Origin of the sequence: Streptomyces sp. NBC_01549, assembly GCF_026339955.1 — a bacterium.
Classification (GTDB): Bacteria; Actinomycetota; Actinomycetes; order Streptomycetales; family Streptomycetaceae; genus Streptomyces.
In genome coordinates this window covers 1050036-1066757 of record NZ_JAPEPW010000002.1, presented here as the reverse complement: position 1 = coordinate 1066757, position 16722 = coordinate 1050036, and the positions used below count along the sequence as shown (strand labels likewise).

15 protein-coding genes and 1 pseudogene are annotated in these 16722 nt (G+C 72.3%); 7 read left to right on the top strand and 9 right to left on the bottom strand.

Translation table 11 applies throughout. The annotated features are described in order from the left end of the window. The first annotated feature begins 88 nt into the window (after nt 1–88). Nucleotides 89–1090 carry a phosphatidylinositol-specific phospholipase C domain-containing protein gene (locus tag OG819_RS39640; protein ID WP_266655503.1) on the top strand — a complete coding sequence of 334 codons (1002 nt, stop codon included), beginning with the start codon at nt 89–91 and terminating at the stop codon, nt 1088–1090. A 106-nt stretch (nt 1091–1196) separates the two neighbouring features. Here OG819_RS39640 and OG819_RS39635 read toward each other — a convergent pair whose 3' ends face one another. From OG819_RS39635 to OG819_RS39625, 3 genes are all read right to left on the bottom strand, one after another. Beyond that, a complete protein-coding gene (locus OG819_RS39635) occupies nt 1197–2162 on the bottom strand; it encodes an acetylxylan esterase (RefSeq protein ID WP_266632662.1) in 966 nt (321 codons plus the stop codon). 410 nt (nt 2163–2572) lie between these two features. Then, nucleotides 2573–4444, bottom strand: a complete 1872-nt coding sequence (locus tag OG819_RS39630) for a helix-turn-helix domain-containing protein (RefSeq protein WP_266632664.1) — start codon at nt 4442–4444, stop codon at nt 2573–2575. Nucleotides 4445–4558: 114 nt separating this feature from the next. Further along, a complete protein-coding gene (locus OG819_RS39625) occupies nt 4559–5050 on the bottom strand; it encodes a hypothetical protein (protein ID WP_323139409.1) in 492 nt (163 codons plus the stop codon). A 338-nt stretch (nt 5051–5388) separates the two neighbouring features. On the opposite strand from OG819_RS39625, the gene OG819_RS39620 reads away from it, so the two are divergent. Then, nucleotides 5389–6204: a universal stress protein gene (locus tag OG819_RS39620; RefSeq protein ID WP_266632668.1), complete on the top strand. Its 816-nt coding sequence runs from the start codon at nt 5389–5391 to the stop codon at nt 6202–6204. Nucleotides 6205–6295: 91 nt separating this feature from the next. On the opposite strand, the gene OG819_RS39615 is transcribed toward OG819_RS39620, so the two are convergent. Continuing rightward, entirely contained in the window at nt 6296–7051 is a 756-nt protein-coding gene (locus tag OG819_RS39615; RefSeq protein WP_266635009.1) for a ferredoxin reductase, read from the bottom strand. A 4-nt stretch (nt 7052–7055) separates the two neighbouring features. After that, nucleotides 7056–7661: a sulfite oxidase-like oxidoreductase gene (locus OG819_RS39610; protein WP_266632670.1), complete on the bottom strand. Its 606-nt coding sequence runs from the start codon at nt 7659–7661 to the stop codon at nt 7056–7058. Between the two features lie 244 nt (nt 7662–7905). Between OG819_RS39610 and OG819_RS39605 the strand changes: the two genes are divergently transcribed. Continuing rightward, nucleotides 7906–8826 (top strand): NADP-dependent oxidoreductase, encoded by a 921-nt coding sequence (locus OG819_RS39605; RefSeq protein WP_266632672.1) that lies wholly within the window; start codon nt 7906–7908, stop codon nt 8824–8826. Next, complete coding sequence (locus OG819_RS39600) at nt 8823–9575, top strand: GNAT family N-acetyltransferase (RefSeq protein ID WP_266632674.1); 753 nt, start codon at nt 8823–8825, stop codon at nt 9573–9575. The genes OG819_RS39605 and OG819_RS39600 overlap by 4 nt, the downstream gene beginning before the upstream one ends. Before the next feature lie 24 nt (nt 9576–9599). Here the strand turns inward: OG819_RS39600 and OG819_RS39595 are convergent, their stop codons facing one another. After that, entirely contained in the window at nt 9600–10058 is a 459-nt protein-coding gene (locus OG819_RS39595) for a MarR family winged helix-turn-helix transcriptional regulator (protein WP_266632676.1), read from the bottom strand. Between the two features lie 285 nt (nt 10059–10343). Between OG819_RS39595 and OG819_RS39590 the strand changes: the two genes are divergently transcribed. The 3 genes from OG819_RS39590 (at nt 10344) to OG819_RS39580 (ending at nt 13955) form a co-directional block, all read left to right on the top strand. Beyond that, nucleotides 10344–11126, top strand: a complete 783-nt coding sequence (locus OG819_RS39590; protein WP_266632678.1) for a putative protein N(5)-glutamine methyltransferase — start codon at nt 10344–10346, stop codon at nt 11124–11126. Between the two features lie 130 nt (nt 11127–11256). Further along, on the top strand, nt 11257–13272 hold the full coding sequence (locus OG819_RS39585; protein WP_266632680.1) for an FAD-dependent oxidoreductase: 2016 nt from the start codon (nt 11257–11259) through the stop codon (nt 13270–13272). 65 nt (nt 13273–13337) lie between these two features. Then, the gene (locus OG819_RS39580) at nt 13338–13955 is read left to right on the top strand and encodes a PadR family transcriptional regulator (protein WP_266653927.1); all 618 of its coding nucleotides are present in this window, start codon (nt 13338–13340) and stop codon (nt 13953–13955) included. An 80-nt stretch (nt 13956–14035) separates the two neighbouring features. Here OG819_RS39580 and OG819_RS39575 read toward each other — a convergent pair whose 3' ends face one another. The 3 genes and pseudogenes from OG819_RS39575 to OG819_RS39565 all read right to left on the bottom strand — a co-directional run bounded on the left by OG819_RS39575 (nt 14036) and on the right by OG819_RS39565 (nt 16568). Further along, nucleotides 14036–14602, bottom strand: coding sequence for a hypothetical protein (locus OG819_RS39575; RefSeq protein WP_266632684.1), 567 nt, complete (start codon nt 14600–14602; stop codon nt 14036–14038). Nucleotides 14603–14806: 204 nt separating this feature from the next. Further along, nucleotides 14807–15509, bottom strand: a pseudogene (locus OG819_RS39570) (LysR family transcriptional regulator). A 57-nt stretch (nt 15510–15566) separates the two neighbouring features. After that, on the bottom strand, nt 15567–16568 hold the full coding sequence (locus tag OG819_RS39565; RefSeq protein ID WP_266632688.1) for a fibronectin type III domain-containing protein: 1002 nt from the start codon (nt 16566–16568) through the stop codon (nt 15567–15569). Nucleotides 16569–16722 lie beyond the last annotated feature (154 nt).

Sequence of the window (16722 nt, the reverse complement as noted above, 5' to 3'; positions counted from 1 at the left end):
GCACGTCGGTTGACCACCGAGACGCAGGAGGCAGGGGAGCATGCACAGACATGTGAGGGTGTTGACGCGTACCGGGATCGCGGTGGCGATGGCGGGAGCCCTCGCCCTGACCACGGCCCCCGGCGCCACCGCCGCGGACCTCTCGTACTCCGCCAGCACCTGGGTCGGCGTCCACAACTCCTACGACAAGGCGAAGTACACCTACTTCGCCGACGCGTTGGACTCCGGCGCCGGCATGCTCGAACTCGACGTGTGGACCAATGTGTTCGGCGCCTCCTGGCGTGTCTCGCACAGCAACCCGATCGGCAACGACAACAACTGCGAGAACGCGGCGAACGCCTCGGAGCTGCGCACCAAGTCCACCAACCGCGACCTGGCGGGCTGCCTCTCCGACATCAAGGCCTGGCACGACGCGCACCCGGGCCACCGGCCGATCCAGCTGAAGATCGAGATGAAGGACGGCTTCGCGGCCAACGCTGGCCGCGGCCCCGCCCAACTGGATGCCCTGCTCACCGCGAAGCTCGGCGACGCCCTGCTGCGCCCCTCCGACGTCGTCGGCTCCCACACCGACCTCGACTCGGCCGTACGCGCCGACGGCTGGCCCGCCCGCTCGGCCCTCGCCGGCAAGTTCATGGTCGAGCTGATCCCCGGCACCGTCGAGGAGGGCAACCCTTTCGACTCGCTCTGGACCGACCGCGAGTACGCCACCTACCTCCGCGACCTCGCCGCGGCCGGGCGCCTGCGCGAGGCGGCCGCCTTCCCCGCCGTGCACAACGCGGCGACGGGCGACCCGCGCACCCGCTACACGGACCCGACCATCCGCCCCTGGTTCGTGATCTTCGACGGCGACGCCGCCACCTACGCGAACGGCACCATCGACACCGCCTGGTACGACGACCGCCACTACCTCGTCGTCATGACCGACGGCCAGAACGTGCCCCCGGCCATCGACGGCACCAATCCCACCCAGGCCGAGGCCCTCGACCGCGTCACCCTCCTCGCCCGACAGCACGCCAGCGTGGTCTCGGCGGACTGGTACCCCCTGCCCGCCGTCCTGTCGACGGTCGTACCGCGCGGGACGGCGGGCTGAGCACCGGCCGTCACGCCAGGAACAGCGGACCGGTCGGCTCCTGGTGACCCGCGAAGACGTTCGAGTGGTCGCGGGTCACCACGGCCGGTCCGACGTTCCGGCCGCGTCAGAGATACGCGGGCAGCCAGTCCAGCTTGGCCGCCTCCTGGTAGGTGCCGCCGCCCTCGTGGTCGTTGAAGTCGTAGACCTCGATCTTCTTGTCCTCGTGGTCCCACGCGTTGAAGGCCGCGAAGATCGTGGAGGGCGGGCAGGTCTGGTCCTCCAGCGCGACCGAGAAGAGGGCCGGCGCGCGGCCGCGCGCCGCGAAGTGCACTCCGTCGAAGTAGGACAGCGTGCGCAGCACGTCCTCGGTGCGGCCGCGGTAGGTCTTGAGGTAGTTGCCGATCTCCCGGTACGGGTGCCGGTCGGTGAGCGTCGTCGCGCGCGGGAAGTCGCACAGGAACGGCACGTCGGGCGCGATCGCGGCCAGGTCGGGGACCAGACCGCCCACCGCGATGGTGATCCCGCCGCCCTGACTGCCGCCGACGGCCGCCACGCGCTCCGCGTCGACCAGCGGATGCGAGCGGGCCGCCTCCACCGCCCGCACGCCGTCCGTGAACACGCGGCGGTAGTAGTAGTTCTCGGGCGCGTCGATGCCCCGGGTCATGTAACCGGGGTACGAGGGCGCGCTGCCCACCGGGTCCGGGGTCTCGCCGCCGCCCCAGCCGCTGCCCTGTCCACGGGTGTCCATCACGAAGTGCGCGAAGCCGGCCGAGGCCCACAGCAGATGCGTGTGCGAGAGGCCGCGCCCGCCGCCGTATCCGACGAACTCGACGACCGTGGGCAGGGGAGAGTTCGCCCAGGCGGGCAGCGTGAGCCAGCCCTTGATCGGGTGCCCGCCGAACCCGGCGAACGTCACGTCGTACACCTTGACGGTCTTCAGGGGCGTCTGAACGGGTTCGAAGCGCGCGTCGAGATCATGCTCCCGCGCCTCTTGCAGGGTCTTGGCCCAGAAGGTGTCGAAGCCCTCGGGCTCGGCGGACGCGCTGCGGTATTCGCGAAGTTCGTCGAGGGGGAGGTCGAACTGGGCCATGAAGGACCACCTTTTGACGTCACGAGTGCGGATGATCACACCGTACGTGTGACGCCGGAGGGCCGCCAGACCTCCCCTCGGTCAGTCACCGGGGCCTTGGGCCCGGGCCACGGGCCATCCGGTGTCACGGGGCCGGACCCGGTCGTCCTCGCTCTTGCGCGACCAGCGGTTGATGTTCACGGCGACCTCCTTCGCGCCGGCCCGGACGTGGCGTCGGGCGGGCGAGCGCCACGCTAGGAAGCGCCGTCCGGGCGTGCCATGTCACGCGTGCACAGTCGGCCCGCCGGACGCACCGCCGGGGCGGACCGGAGCCGTTCCGGTGCACAAGAGGGCGGGCGCGACCCTTACCGGTGCACAGTCCGGCACCGGTGAGAGGGCGGGCTCAGGCGTGCGGCGGGGAAGGGGCGGGCTCAGGCGTGCGGCAGGGAGGGACGGCCGGTGCTGGCGTGCAGCGCGAACGCCACCGGGCGTACACCGCTGAGCGCCTGTTCGTGCTCGTTCCCGTCGAGCACCTCCGTCTCGTCCGGGCTCACCGGCAGGTCGCGTTGGATCAGCGGCGCGGCGGCCCGCAGATGACTGCGGACCGTCACCGGCGCAAGGTCCAGCGCCGCGGCCGTCCGCCCGGTGTGGGTGTCGTTCTCCAGCCAGACCCTGAGCGTGCGCAGCAGGTCGCGGCGGTCGGCCCGCAGCGGCTCGAGGAACGAGTCGGCCCAGGCGCGGACCTCCGGAGCGGACACCATCGCCGTGAAGTCGGCCGCCGGGTCGGCCGAGTGCGCGTCATGGCCGTACTTCACGACGACCTGGAGCGCCGTCGAGACCACCACCCGGTTCAGCACCTGGCCGCGGTCGAGGCCGAGCAGATCGAAGCCCTTGCTGATGCGGTGCGTCACCGTGTTGCGGTGGATGCCGAGCAGACGGCCGACGGCCGTGTGTGGATACTCGAGCCCCAACTCCAGCGTCCGTACGAGCTGTTCGCGCTGCCCGGCCGGAAGGGTGAGCACCGGGCGCAGCAGGGTGCCCGCCCACCGTCGGGCCGTGGCCGGCGGCAGGACGTCCATGAGGTCGGCACGCTGTTCGGCGCGTGCCACCCGGCCGGGTGTCCGGCGCGCCGTCACCAGGGTGCCGGCCGCCTGCGTGTAGGCGTCCGCCACACTGCTCAGCGCGTACACCTCGCTGCCGCCCATGCAGTGCCCGGGCAGGGTGGCGACCACCTCTCCGAGCGCGTGCCACACGCTGCGTGGAGCGTCCTCGTCCGTCCGCAGCGGATCGACCACGATCAGGTGGTTGAACACCGGGCACCGTGCCAGCAGCGCGCGTCCGGCGAGTGCGTCCTCCGCCCGCCGGAGCGCCACCTCTCGGTCCTCCCGCGCGCAGTCGATCACATGGACACGTACCGACTCGGTCGCCAGCAGTCCCGGCGCGAGGCCGGCCAGCACGCGCTGGGCGGCCACCTCCTCACCTACCATCAGCAGTTGCAGGACGCTCAGCTGCACCTCGCGCCGGGTCTCGGTCAGTTGGTCGCGCATCCGGGCCCGGTCGACGAGGCCCAGCGCCTTGGCCGCGTGCTCCAGCAGCTCGGTGCGTACGTCGTCGAGCGGACGGCGGGCGGTCACCGACAGCACCGCGCCGGATCCGGCGGCGCTCAGGGGGAACGACCGTGTCTGTGGGGAGGTGGTGCGAGGGGACCGCCGGGTGAGGGCATCGGGTGCCGCGGCCAGTGCGCCGCGCAGGGGATCACCGACCACCACATCCGCGTCCACGGCGGCCGCCAGCCAGTCCACGATCCGCTGCATCGCGTCCGCGTCCGTGTCCAGGCCGGCGAACCGGTCCGGAAGCCGGTTCAGCAGCGCGGTGAGCTGATCGGCGTGCCATTCGGCCTGCCGGTAGCGGTACTCGCGCAGCCGCGGTATCAGTTCCTGCCAGTCGCGCAGCGCCTTCGTCGTGGTGAGCAGCGGCACGCCGAGGCGGACGGCCGAGCTGCGGATCACCACCGGAACGGCCTGCGCGCCGTGCTCCTGCACCACCACGGCGAGACCGGCGGCCCGCCGACGGGACAGCTCACGCAGCAACGGCCCGACCTCCTCGTGCACGGACGTCCGCCCGGAATCCCAGAAGTCACCGATTACCACCAGCGTGTCCCGGACGTCACCCAGTGAGCCGCCCGCGGTCGCGGCCAAGGACAGGGCCCGTATGGAATCGACCGCGCGGTCGGTCGTCGGACCCCCGTCGACGAATCGGAGACAGAAGTCGGGCTCCTCGCACAGGTTGTACAGCGTGGGCATGGCGTCCTTTCCGTGTCGATGGCGCACCGGCCGCTGTCGACACCGTAGGCGCGTCCGCCGACGGACGGCAGTACGGGGTGCGCGAAAAGGAGCGAAGGACGGGCGGTCCTCACATCAAGCCGTGTGCCGTCGCCACTCCGGCCCCGTATGCGCCCAGTCCCGCTCCCACTCGGCCAGACGGCGACGCGCGGTGATCCGCCGTACGGTCAGGTACCAGGCGACTACGACGGCCACGACCCCCGCCGCGGTCGACGCGCACGTCGTCAGCGCGTGTTGCCAGATCGCGCCGGCGCTCACCGGCGGCCCGACGTTCCGGCCGTGCGCGTCCAGCCAGACGTCGACGCGGTCGCCGCGCTGCCCGCCCGCGGGGACCAGCGCCTCACCGGTCCGAGACCCCTTGCCCGGCTCGGTCCAGCGCACCTTCACCCGGAACGTGGGCGGCCTGGCACCCTGCGGCGAGGGCACCGCGGCGGGCGCGGTCTCGACAAGCAGCGCGCTCACCCGATGCCGCTCGGCCCGCTGTGCCGCCGCCCGTGCCTGGGCGTTGTCGTACCTCCACCACCCCACAGCGGCTCCGGCCAGCGGAGCACCGACGAACAACAGCACCGCGACGGCCAGTACCGTCCACGCCTCGACGACGTCCGAGCGGCGGCGCAGCGGATTGCGGCGTCAGCGCCAACCGCGCACCCGGGTACGCATCTTCACCTCCTCGCCTCTGCGGCCTTGCCCGCAGAGGGCCGAACGGACCCCCGTGCCGGGACGATTCGGCTCACCCGGCCTGACTGATCCGCGCCTCCTGTGGAACCCGCGAACCACTCCGCGCAGCGAACAGGAGCCACCATGACCTGTGCCCATCCAGCAGCACTCGACGCGCACTGGCGCGTAACCGACCCCGGCACAAGGGGCAGTTGCCCGCGGTCGCACCCTCAGGAAAGGCAGGAGCCATGAACACCGACATGCGCACGATCACCGTGGGCATCGACGGCTCGCGGCCCAGCCTGGACGCGGCCGACTGGGCCGCGCGCGAGGCGCAGCGCCGCCGGCTTCCCTTGCGGCTGCTGCACGCGGGAACCGAAGGGGCCGTTCGCGGCCGCGTCCCCGACGCCGACGTTCCCGCCGGGCGCACCCGTACCGAACTCGACCGGGCCGCCATCCGACTCTCCTACGCCCACCCGGCGTTGGACATCATCGCCCGCCGCACCGCGACACCGGCGGTCCCGGCGCTGCTCGCGGCGGCCATCGAGGCGCAGACGCTGGTCCTCGGCTCACGCGGCCGTACGGGGAGCGCGGGGTTCCCGGTCGGCTCGGTCGCCCTCGGTGTGTCGGCCCGCGCCGAGCGCCCGGTCGTGCTGGTGCGCGCGGGCGAACTGCCCGAGGACGAACGGATGCCCGTCGTCGACGGCTCACCGCCGAGTACGGCCCCGTATCTGCCGGTGGTCCTCGGACTCGATCCGGACGCCGCGGCGGACGACCTGATCGGCTACGCCTTCGACACGGCCGCCGTCCGCTCGGCGCCGCTGCACGTGGTGCACTCGGCGACCGTGCCGGTCGGCACATTGCAGTCGTGGCGGCACACGTTCCCCGCGACCAGGGTCCGTGAGCACCGCGTCGACGGTGAGATCGGTCCCCGTCTCCTGGAGGCGTCCGCGCGGGCCGGTCTGCTGGTCGTCGGGCGCCGGACGGGCCGGGGCCCGGGCCGCGCCGCACGGTCGCTGATCCGGCACGCCGGCTGTCCGGTGGCGGTCGTTCCGCTCGACTGACCGCAGGTCTGACGGTACGACTGACGGCACCGCACGAGAGCCCCCCGAAGAGGAGCGAAGCGCTCGCAGCGGTTCGACTCGAGAGGCCGTCTCAGCCGAAGCGTTCGATACGAATGCGGTCCACCGGCTGCCCGGCCTCCACCAGCAGCCGCGAGGCGTGCTCCGCGAACCCGTTGGAGCCGCACACATAGGCCTCCCACCCACCGGGCGGCCGCTCGGCCAGCAGCGGCGCCAGATGCGCGGCCGTCAGCCGTCCCACGGCCACCCCCTCGGGGGCGGTGCGGGTGAAGACGGGCGTGGTCTCGGCGCCGTACTCCCGCGCGTAGATGAGCTCTTCCGGGCTGCGCGCGGAGACGAGCAGCCGCAGCGGCACGTCCAGCGCGCGGGCGCGGTGGTGGCGCAGCATCGACATCAGCGGTACGACACCGGAGCCGGCGCCGACGAGCAGCGCGGGCCGGTCGCCGGGCCAGGCGAAGAACCCGCTGAGCGGGCCGCGCACCTCGACCGAGTCGCCCGGCTTCGCCACCGTGTGGAACCAGCCGGAGACCTCGCCGTCCTCGACGTGGTCGAGGGTCAACTCGATGTGTCCGGTGTCGTCGGGCGGCGACGCGAGGGAGTAGTGGCGCTGCGCCACATACCCGTCCTCGGCGGTCAGCCGCAGCATCAGGTGCTGCCCGGGCAGATGCCCCACCCACCGCGGCACCGCGAACCGGAACGTGGCGGCGCCCGGTGTCTCCCGGCGGATCTCGGTGAGCGTGGCGGTCTGCCAGGTGGCGGCGGCCCGGTTGCTCACCGCGATCCGCCCGGGCACGGCGAACCGGGTGGGCGGTACGAACGTGTCGGTCATCGTCTCAGTCACCGGAGTAGCGCTGCTCTTCCCAGGGGTTGCCACGTGCGTGGTAGCCGTTCTGCTCCCAGAAGCCGGGCTCGTCGTGGTCGAGGAGCCTGAGGCCCGCGATCCACTTGGCGCTCTTCCAGAAGTACAGGTGCGGCACGATCAGCCGAGCCGGACCACCGTGCTCGGCGGGCAGCGGCTTCCCCCCGTACTCCCAGGCGATCCAGGCACGGCCGCCGGTGACGTCGGCGAGCGGGAGGTTCGTGGTGTATCCGGTGTGCGAGTAGGCGACCACGTGGGTGGCGCTCGAGTCGGGGCGCACGAAGTCCAGGAACGCGTCCAGGGAGACACCCCCGAAGCGCACCCCGAACTTCGACCAGCTCGTCACACAGTGGATGTCGCCCTCGTACGCCGAGGCGGGCAGCGCGTGCGCCTGCTCCCAGGTCCAGGTACGCGGCTGGGCCACCAGCCCGTCGACCCGGAAGGTCCAGTCGGCCGGCGCCAGGTCGGGGGTGACCTCGGCGGACAGGACGGGCCAGTCGTCGCCCGCGTCGTACTGGCCTGGTGGCAGTCCGGCGTTGTCGACGCGGGGGCGGCCGGTGAAGGCTCGGGTGACGTTCATGGCGGTGGTGCCTCCAGGCCGTCGGGTGCGGCGGCCCGCGGGTCGAGCGTGATCGGTGCGTACGCGTTCAACCGTACGTGGAGGTTCAACCGTACGTGGCCGCGGGCCGTGCTCCGCGCCCGGGCGGGATTCCGATCATTGCGGCCGTATGAACTCTCCCGAGGCCCGGGAATAGCCGCGCCGTGATCTTCCTTGCCGATAGTGCCGCCCGTGGTGGTGACGGCGGAGGAGAGTGAGGAAGCAGATGCCCAAGGCGTACGTCTTCACCCGGTACGGCGGACCGGAGACCGAGGCCCTGGTGGAGCAGGACCGGCCGAGCCCCGGTCCCGGCCAGGTACTCGTGGCGGTCCGTGCGGCGGGTGTGAACCCCGTCGACTGGAAGCAGCGGACGGGATACGCCCGCCCCGGCGTCGGGGCACGCGAGCTGCCCGCCGTCCTCGGCAACGAGGTCGCGGGAGTCGTCGAGGAGCTCGGTCCCGACGTGACCGGGTTCACCGTGGGGGACGAGGTCTTCGGCAACCCGGTGGCCGGTGGGTACGCCGAGTACGCCCTGCTTCCGACCGCGATCACCGCCCACAAGCCCGCCGAGCTCTCCTTCACGGACGCGGCGGCCCTGCCCGTCGCCGCGGCGACCGCGTACGACGGGATCCACCAGCTCGCCCTGCCCTCCGGCGCGACCGTGCTGATCACCGGTGCGGGCGGTGGCGTCGGCGTCGCGGCCACACAGATCGCGCGCGCCCTCGGGCTCACCGTGATCGGTGTCGCGAGCGAGGGCAAGAAGGACTTCGTCGAGGAGCTCGGGGCCGTGCACGTCCCGTCGGGGCCGGATCTGGCCGAGCGGGTGCGGGCCGCCGCGCCGGACGGGGTGGACGCCGTGTTCGACCTGGTCGGGGGCGAGGTGCTGGAAGCCGCGGCGACGCTGTTGGACGACCCCGCGAAGCTGATCACCGGTGCCGACCGGGAGACGGTCGCCCGGCTCGGGGGAGGGCCCGTCGAACGCGCCCGCACCGCCGCCGTCCTCGACGAGGTGGCGCGCCTGGTGGTCGACGGCGAGCTCAGGCCCTTCGTGACGCGGACCTTCCCCCTCGACCGGGCCGCCGAGGCGCTGCGCACGGTCGAGGACGGCCACGTCCGCGGCAAGATCGTGATCGAGGTCGCCCGATGAGCGACCGTCGCCTCACGAGCCCCCGTCCGCCGGCCGGCGCCAGGCACCCGCTGGACAATCCGGCCCTCGCCTCGCTGACCGGCCCGCACGCCCACTTCGCCGAACGCCGGGGCAGCGTCCTGCGCTATCCAGTGGACGTGTCGCCGTGGCTGGCCCTGCCCGACCACCCGACCGACGACGACTGGGCGGACCTCGCCGTTCTCGTCGGCCCCGGCGGTGATGCTCCGCTGGCCGGCTTCAACGGGCCGACCCCGGAAGGCTGGGAGGTGACCTTCAGCCTGGACGGCGTCCAGCTCGTCGACGACGGACTCGCCGCGGCGCCGGACGCGGAAGCCGTGCGGCTCGGCCCCGCCGACGTCCCGGAGATGCTGGACCTGGTCGAACGCACCAGGCCCGGCCCCTTCCTGCCGCGCACCGTCGAGCTCGGCACCTATCTCGGCATCCGGCGCGGCGGCGCGCTGATCGCCATGGCGGGGGAGCGGCTGCACCCGCCGGGCTGGACCGAGATCAGCGCGGTCTGCACCGACCCGGACTTCCGCGGTGAGGGGCTCGCCTCCCGCCTGATCCTGGCCGTGGCGCACGGCATCCGCGAACGCGGCGAGACCCCCTTCCTGCACACCGCGGCGAGCAACACCAACGCCATCCGGCTCTACGAGTCCCTGGGCTTCAGGCTGCGCCGCAGCACCCGCTTCATGGCGGCACGGGTTCCGGAGCACCTGGCGGACGGGCAGGCCGTGGGGGTCCGTTGACGGCAAGCCCCCGCCGGTGAGGCCTCAGCCGCCGGGGGACTGTCCGGCGGGCGGTGCCCCGGCCGCCGCCGCGTTGTAACGCACCAGATAGGCGGCGAACCGCTCCAGGTCCGCCGCCGGCCAGTCCGAGAGCCGCTCACGGAACGCGATCCGGCGGCTCTCGGTGACCTGGGCGAGGATCCGGGTGCCCGCCTCCGTCAGCTCCAGCACCTGCACCCGGTGGTCCTCCGGGTCGACTCGGCGTTCGATGAGCCCGGCCCGCTCCAGCGCCGCCACCTGCCGGCTCACCGTGGACTTGTCCAACGCGTAGTGCGCCGCGAGATCGGTGGCACGACAGCCGCCGCTCTCCTCCAGATGACTCAGCAGGGTGTACGAGACCAGGGAAAGCTCCGGATGCATACGCCCCGCCGAGGCCCGGGCGCGGCGGGCGAAGGCCGTCATCTCGCGCTGGATGGTCTCGACGGACACGTCGGCTGCTTCCACGGGAGCTCCTTCCAGTTCTAGTTGCATAGTACAACTCCGTGCCACGCGGCCGGCGGAGGGGAGGCACGCGGCCGGCGGAGGGGAGGGAGGGCTCCATCGCCGTCCGGCCCTTCCTGTAAGGTGACCGTCCTGGCTGCGGACCATCCCGGCCCGGGAGTTGCGGAGGAGGTGAGACCCATTACCGCTGTGTCAGGTCGGGTGCTCTCACCTCAGGACCACGCGGATCGCCGCCTGTAGGTGACCGCGAGAGCGCCCTTCGGTCCACCGAAAGGCTTCTCGGCTCTCATGCCCCCTCTCACCGATTCCGTTGTCGCCGCGCTCCGCTCCGCAGGCTGTGTCTTCGCCGAGGACGAGGCGGAGTTGATCCTCTCCACCGCCGGCACCCCGGACGAGGTCGCCGCCATGGTGGACCGGCGCGTCTCGGGACTTCCCCTCGAACACGTCCTCGGCTGGGCCGGGTTCCACGGCCTGCGCATCGTCGTCGAGCCGGGCGTCTTCGTACCCCGCCGCCGCACCGAGTTCTTGGTCGACCAGGCCGTGGCCCTCGCCCGCGGCGCCTCCCTCGTCGTGGACCTGTGCTGCGGCTCCGGCGCGGTGGGCGCCGCGCTGGCCGCCGACCTCGGCGGGCCCGAACTGCACGCCGCGGACATCGATCCGGCCGCCGTGCGCTGCGCGCGCCGCAACGTCGCACCCTTCGGCGGCCACGTCCATCAGGGCGACCTGTTCGGGGCCCTGCCCGACACCCTGCGAGGCCGCGTCGACGTCCTCACCGCGAACGTGCCGTACGTGCCCACCCATGAGGTCGGCCTGCTGCCCCCGGAAGCCCGCGACCATGAACCGCTCGTCGCCCTCGACGGCGGCGCGGACGGGCTCGACATCCTGCGCCGCGTGACCGCCGAGGCGGCCCGCTGGCTGGCCCCGGGCGGCTGTCTCCTGGTCGAGACCAGCGAGCACCAGGCCTCCGCGGCCGTCGAGGCCTTCGCCCGCGGCGGTCTGACCGCCACGCTGGCCGTCTCCGACGAGCTGTACGCGAACGTGGTGATCGGCACCAGGCCCCGGGCGGCCTGACCCACGAGGCGGGTCCGGCCAGTACCCGGGCACGCCCGTCGGTGAGTGACCTCCGTCATTGTGCAACTAGTTGCATAAGGCGTTGTCCGTCGTCTACAACAGACACACGACACCGCGTACGGAGGGCCCGATGAGCCGTTACCCGCACCTGATGAACCCGCTCGACCTGGGCTTCACCACGCTGCCCAACCGCGTGCTCATGGGCTCCATGCACGTGGGCCTGGAGGAGGCCGAGCGCGGCTTCGAGCGCATGGCGGAGTTCTACGCGACCCGGGCCCGCGGCGGCGTCGGTCTCATCGTCACCGGCGGCATCGCGCCCAACGACGCTGGACGGCCGTACGAGGGCGGCGCGAAGCTGACCACCGAGGCGGAGGCCGAGCAGCACACGGAGATCACCGCCGCGGTGCACCGCGAGGGCGGGAAGATCGCGATGCAGATCCTGCACTTCGGGCGCTACGCCTACCACCAGGACCTGGTCGCCCCGAGCGCCCTGCAGGCCCCGATCAGCCCCTTCCCGCCGCACGCGCTCACCGACGCAGAGGTCGAGCGGACCATCGACGACTACGCCCGTGCCGCCGAGCTCGCGCAGCGGGCCGGATACGACGGTGTCGAGATCATGGGCTCCGAGGGCTATCTGATCAACGAGTTCATCGCCGCCCAGACCAACCGGCGCGAGGACCGCTGGGGCGGCTCGTACGAGAACCGCATGCGCTTCCCCGTCGAGATCGTGCGACGCGTGCGCGAGGCCGTCGGCGAGAACTTCATCATCATCTACCGGCTCTCCATGCTGGACCTGGTGCCGGGCGGCTCCTCCCTGGACGAGGTGATCACGCTCGCCCAGGCCGTCGAGGCGGCCGGAGCGACGATCATCAACACCGGCATCGGCTGGCACGAGGCCCGCATCCCCACCATCGCGACCTCCGTGCCGCGCGGCGCCTACACCTGGGTGACCAAGAAGGTCATGGGCGCGGTCTCGATCCCCCTGGTGACCACCAACCGCATCAACACCCCGGAACTCGCTGAGCAGTTGCTCGCCGACGGCCACGCGGACATGGTGTCGCTGGCCCGCCCGATGCTCGCGGACCCCGACTTCGTCGCCAAGGCGGCGGCCGGGCGGCCGGAGGCCATCAACACCTGCATCGGCTGCAACCAGGCCTGCCTCGACCACACCTTCAGCGGGAAGATCACCTCCTGCCTGGTCAACCCGCGCGCCTGCCACGAGACGGAGCTCGTCCTCGCACCGACCCGGCTGCGCAAGCGCGTCGCCGTGGTCGGCGCCGGCCCCGCCGGCCTGGCCTGCGCGGTCTCCGCGGCCGAGCGCGGCCACGACGTCACCCTCTTCGACGCCGCGAACGAGATCGGCGGCCAGCTCAACGTGGCCCGCAAGGTCCCCGGCAAGCAGGAGTTCGACGAGACGATCCGCTACTTCCGCACCCAGCTCGAACTGCACCGCGTGGACGTCCGGTTGAAGACACGCGTCGCCGCCGAGGACGTCAGCGCCTACGACGAGGTCGTGGTCGCCACCGGCGTCAGCCCGCGCACCCCCGAGATCCCCGGCGTGGACCACCCCAGCGTCGTCGGCTACCTCGACGTCCTGCGCGACGGCGCCCCCGTCGGCGACCGGGTCGCGATCCTCGGTGCCGGCGGCATCGGCTTCGACGTCGCCGAGTACCTGACCGACGGCGGCGACAAGGCGAGTGAGGACCCGGCGACGTACTTCCGCCACTGGGGCGTCGACATGGACTACCAGGCACCCGGCGGCCTCGCCGCACCCGAGCGCCCCGCCCCGCCCCGCACGGTCCACCTCCTCCAGCGCAAGGCCTCCAAGGTCGGCGCCGGGCTGGGCAAGACCACCGGCTGGATCCACCGCACCGAACTCAAGCACCGGGGCGTCACCATGGTCCCGGGCGTCCACTACGACCGGATCGACGACGCCGGACTGCACGTCACCGTCGAGGGCCACAGCCAGGTCCTCGAGGTCGACACCGTCGTGCTGTGCACCGGCCAGGAGCCGCGCCGCGACCTGTACGAGGAGCTGTCCGCGGCGGGTCGCAGCGTGCACCTCATCGGCGGTGCCGACGTGGCCGCCGAGCTGGACGCCAAGCGCGCCATCAAGCAGGGCACGGAGCTTGCGGCGGCGCTGTGACCGGGGGAGTCGCGGCCGGAGCGATTGTGCCCGGGGCCTCGGCCCGGCGTCCCTAGGATGACCCCATGTCACTCCCGCACGCGATCCTCACCGCCCTGCTCGAGAAGCCCTCGTCGGGCCTCGAACTGACCCGGAGGTTCGACAGGTCGATCGGCTACTTCTGGTCGGCCACGCATCAGCAGATCTATCGCGAGCTGGGAAGACTGGAGTCCGAGGGGTACATCCGCGCCCTGCCGTCCGAGCAGCCGGCCCGGGGACAGAAGAAGAGCTACGAGGTGCTGCCGGCGGGCCGCGACGAACTGGCCCGCTGGACCTCCGTGTCCCAGGAGCCGAAGCCCTTGCGCGATGTGATGCTGCTGCGGCTGCGCGCTTCCGCCGTCGTCGGTACCGCGGGCATCGAGACGGACCTGCGCCGCCATCTCGACCTGCACCAACGGCAGTTGAGCGAATACGAGGAGATCCAGAAGCGCGACTTCCCGCCCGGCAAGGACACTCCCCAGGACCGGCTGCGACACCTGGTGCTGCGGGCCGGGATCGACCTGGAGACCTTCTGGACCCAGTGGCTGTCGCATGCGCTGTACGAGTTCGAGCACCTCGACGAGCAGCCGCCCGCACCCGGAGCCGTGCCTGGAGCCGGGCCTGAAGACGTGCCTGGAGCCGGGCCTGAAGACGTCCGCGAATAGGGGCCGTCCCCTCGACTCGACCGGAGTCGGCCGTCCCCTCGACGGGAGCCGGACGGCCGCCGGTGTGACGGGCCCCGGGATCAGAGCCGGTGGGGTTTGGCTCGGCGGCGCAGGAACCAGGCCGTCGCCACGACGCCGGAAGTCACCAGCACACCGCCGCCCACCAGCGTGGCGGTCCGGTAGTTCTTGGTGGCCCCGCCGAAACCGCCCAGCACGCCGCGCGACGGCGAGGAGGCCGTGGCGGTCGAGGAGATCCTGGGGGTCGTGGAGACCTTCGGGACCGCGCTGCTCGAGACGATGATGGACTGCGTGCCGGCCGTCGTCCCGTCCTGGCAGACCACGATGACGGTATAGGTGCCGGGGCTGACGTTGGACCAGACCGACGACTGACTGGCGCTGGTCCCGGACAACGGCATCTGGCGTCCTTGGGAGAAGTTCACCTGCCCACTGGGGAGCAGCGAGGAGTTGCCGAAACTGCTGCCGTTGCTCGGGCAGGAATTGGTGGTGACCGAGACGCTGGACCCGCTCGTGCTCACCGAGATCCCCGAACCGAAGGCGGCGGCCGACGGAGCGGTCAGGGTGAGCGGAAGCGCAGCGACGGCGGCCACGGTCAGGCCGGAGCGGATGGATATCTGAGAAGTACGCATAGGACTGCCCTCCAGCGGCACGGTTGGCGGTACATCCCATGCGCCGCCGAGGATTGGAAAGGCCCGTGCTGCCTCAGGGAGAGCCAATGCGCCTTGGGCTCGGGGCGCACGCGGGCGGGGACCGGGCAGGTGAAGAATTCGTTCGTCCGGCGGAGGATCCCCTCGCTCAGCGGGCGATCTTCTCCGTGTGGTCGCACCGGTCCCTCACCATGTGCGGCCCGCCTGGAGCAGCCGCTCCCGGACCACCGCCACGTGCGGGTTGTCCGACGCGCCCGGCCGCTGGGTGAGGTACCCGGTGTTGATGGGGGGTTCCTCGGGGGACAGCAGAGGCACCAGGGCGCCGGAGGCCAGTGCGTCCAGGCACAGATAGCGGGGGAGCACGCTGATCCCCGCGCCCGCGACCACCGCGGCCAGCACGCCCCGCAGGTCGGGCACCGTGATCGAGGCCTGGCCGGTCAGCCGTACGCCGAACACATGCCGCCAGTAGCGCCGGGCGGCCGCCGCGCAGTCCGTCCAGCAGGTCGTCGGTGAGGCCGGGAGTGACCCGCAGACGTACGCCTTGTGCGGTCAGTGGTGCCAGCGCGGGCAGGACGCGTGTGCACAGCAGCTCGGCCGGGCCCGCCAGCTGCACCGGGTCCGGTGGCTGGTCGGCGCCCGCCCCGCGGCGGTCCGCGACCGCCGCGAGCGCGTCCAGGGGCGCCGCGACCTCGGCGGCGAGTCCGTCCGCCACCGACGTGGGCAGGACACCCCGGGGCTGTCGTTCGAACAGCTCCCGCCCCAGCTGTTCCTCCAGTGAGCGCATCTGTGTCGTCACCGTCGGCTGGGACAGGCCGAGCAGCCGCGCGGCCGCCGTGAACGACCCCGCGCGGTGCACGGCGAGGAAGGTGCGCAGCAGGGAGATGTCCAGGGAAGCCGTCGAGGCATCGGGTTCGCCATGGGTCACAGAGGTGAGCCTACGGTTCACCTATTTCCGGGTGCCCGCATCCCCACCCTCGGCGGATCCCGTCGTCACCGTCCGCTCCGCCGAGAACCCGCCCCAGGTGCCGTCCGGCAGCTTCGCCCTGATCCGCACCCGGTAGGCGACCCCGGTGTCCCGTCCCACGTAGAAGCTGTACGTGGCCCTGCCGCTGGGCGGTGTGCCGCCCCAGACGAGCGAGGTCGCCTGTCGGCCGTCCAGGTCGATCCGGTACTCGGTGATCACTCCGTCCGTCCGCGGCGGAAGCCAGGACAGATCGAGGTAGTACGCCCCGTCCGTGCGGTGGGAGCTCGCGCGGAACTCGGTCGGCGCGGTGCCGTGGCCGTCGTCCGCGCCCGGCGCGGTGGTGAGCCGGACGGCGGCGCTCGCGGGGGAGAGGTTGTCCGCCGCGTCGTGGGCCCGCACGGTGAAGGTGTACGCGGTGCCCGGCCGCAGCCCGGTGACGACGGTCGCCGTCTGTCCGCCGCCCACGCTGTGGATCTTCGAGCCGCCCTGGTAGATGTCGTACGAGACCACGCCCCGGGCATCCGTCGACGCCGACCAGTCCAGTTGGGCCGCCCGGCTTGCGACGGCCCTGCCGTGCGGCCGTCCGGGGCGGGTCGGAGGCGTACGGTCGGCGGCGACCTCGACCGGTGTGGTGGCGCGCACCGGCTCGCTGGGTGGTCCGGGGTTCCCGTCGGCGTCCAGGGCCCGGACCGTGAAGACGTAGGCCGTGGAAGGGGTCAGTCTGGTGACGTCCAGCATGTGCTCGTCGCCGGGCACCCGCTCGACCCTGGTGGCGCCGCGGTATACCTCGTACCCGGTGACCTTCACGTCCCCGGAGACGGCATTCCACATGACGTGCACGGTGGTCGCGCTGCCCGCCGCCGCGGTGACCCCCATCGGGGCCGGTGGCAGCCCCTCGTCCCCGGTGTTGTTTCCCGCGCCTCCACCGCACGCGGTGAGGACGAGCAGCGAGCCGCAGATCAACGCAAGGAAAACGCGTCGCACAGGCCTGCCTTCCCTCGACGGGATTGGTCTGTACCTATAAGACACGGCGGACGCGGCCACATCAAGGGGGCGGTGGCCGTTCGTCGGACCGTTCGCGGGCTACGTATGCTGATGCCTGACGCGGTGTGAACTTGCCCTCTTCCCAGGGGAGTTC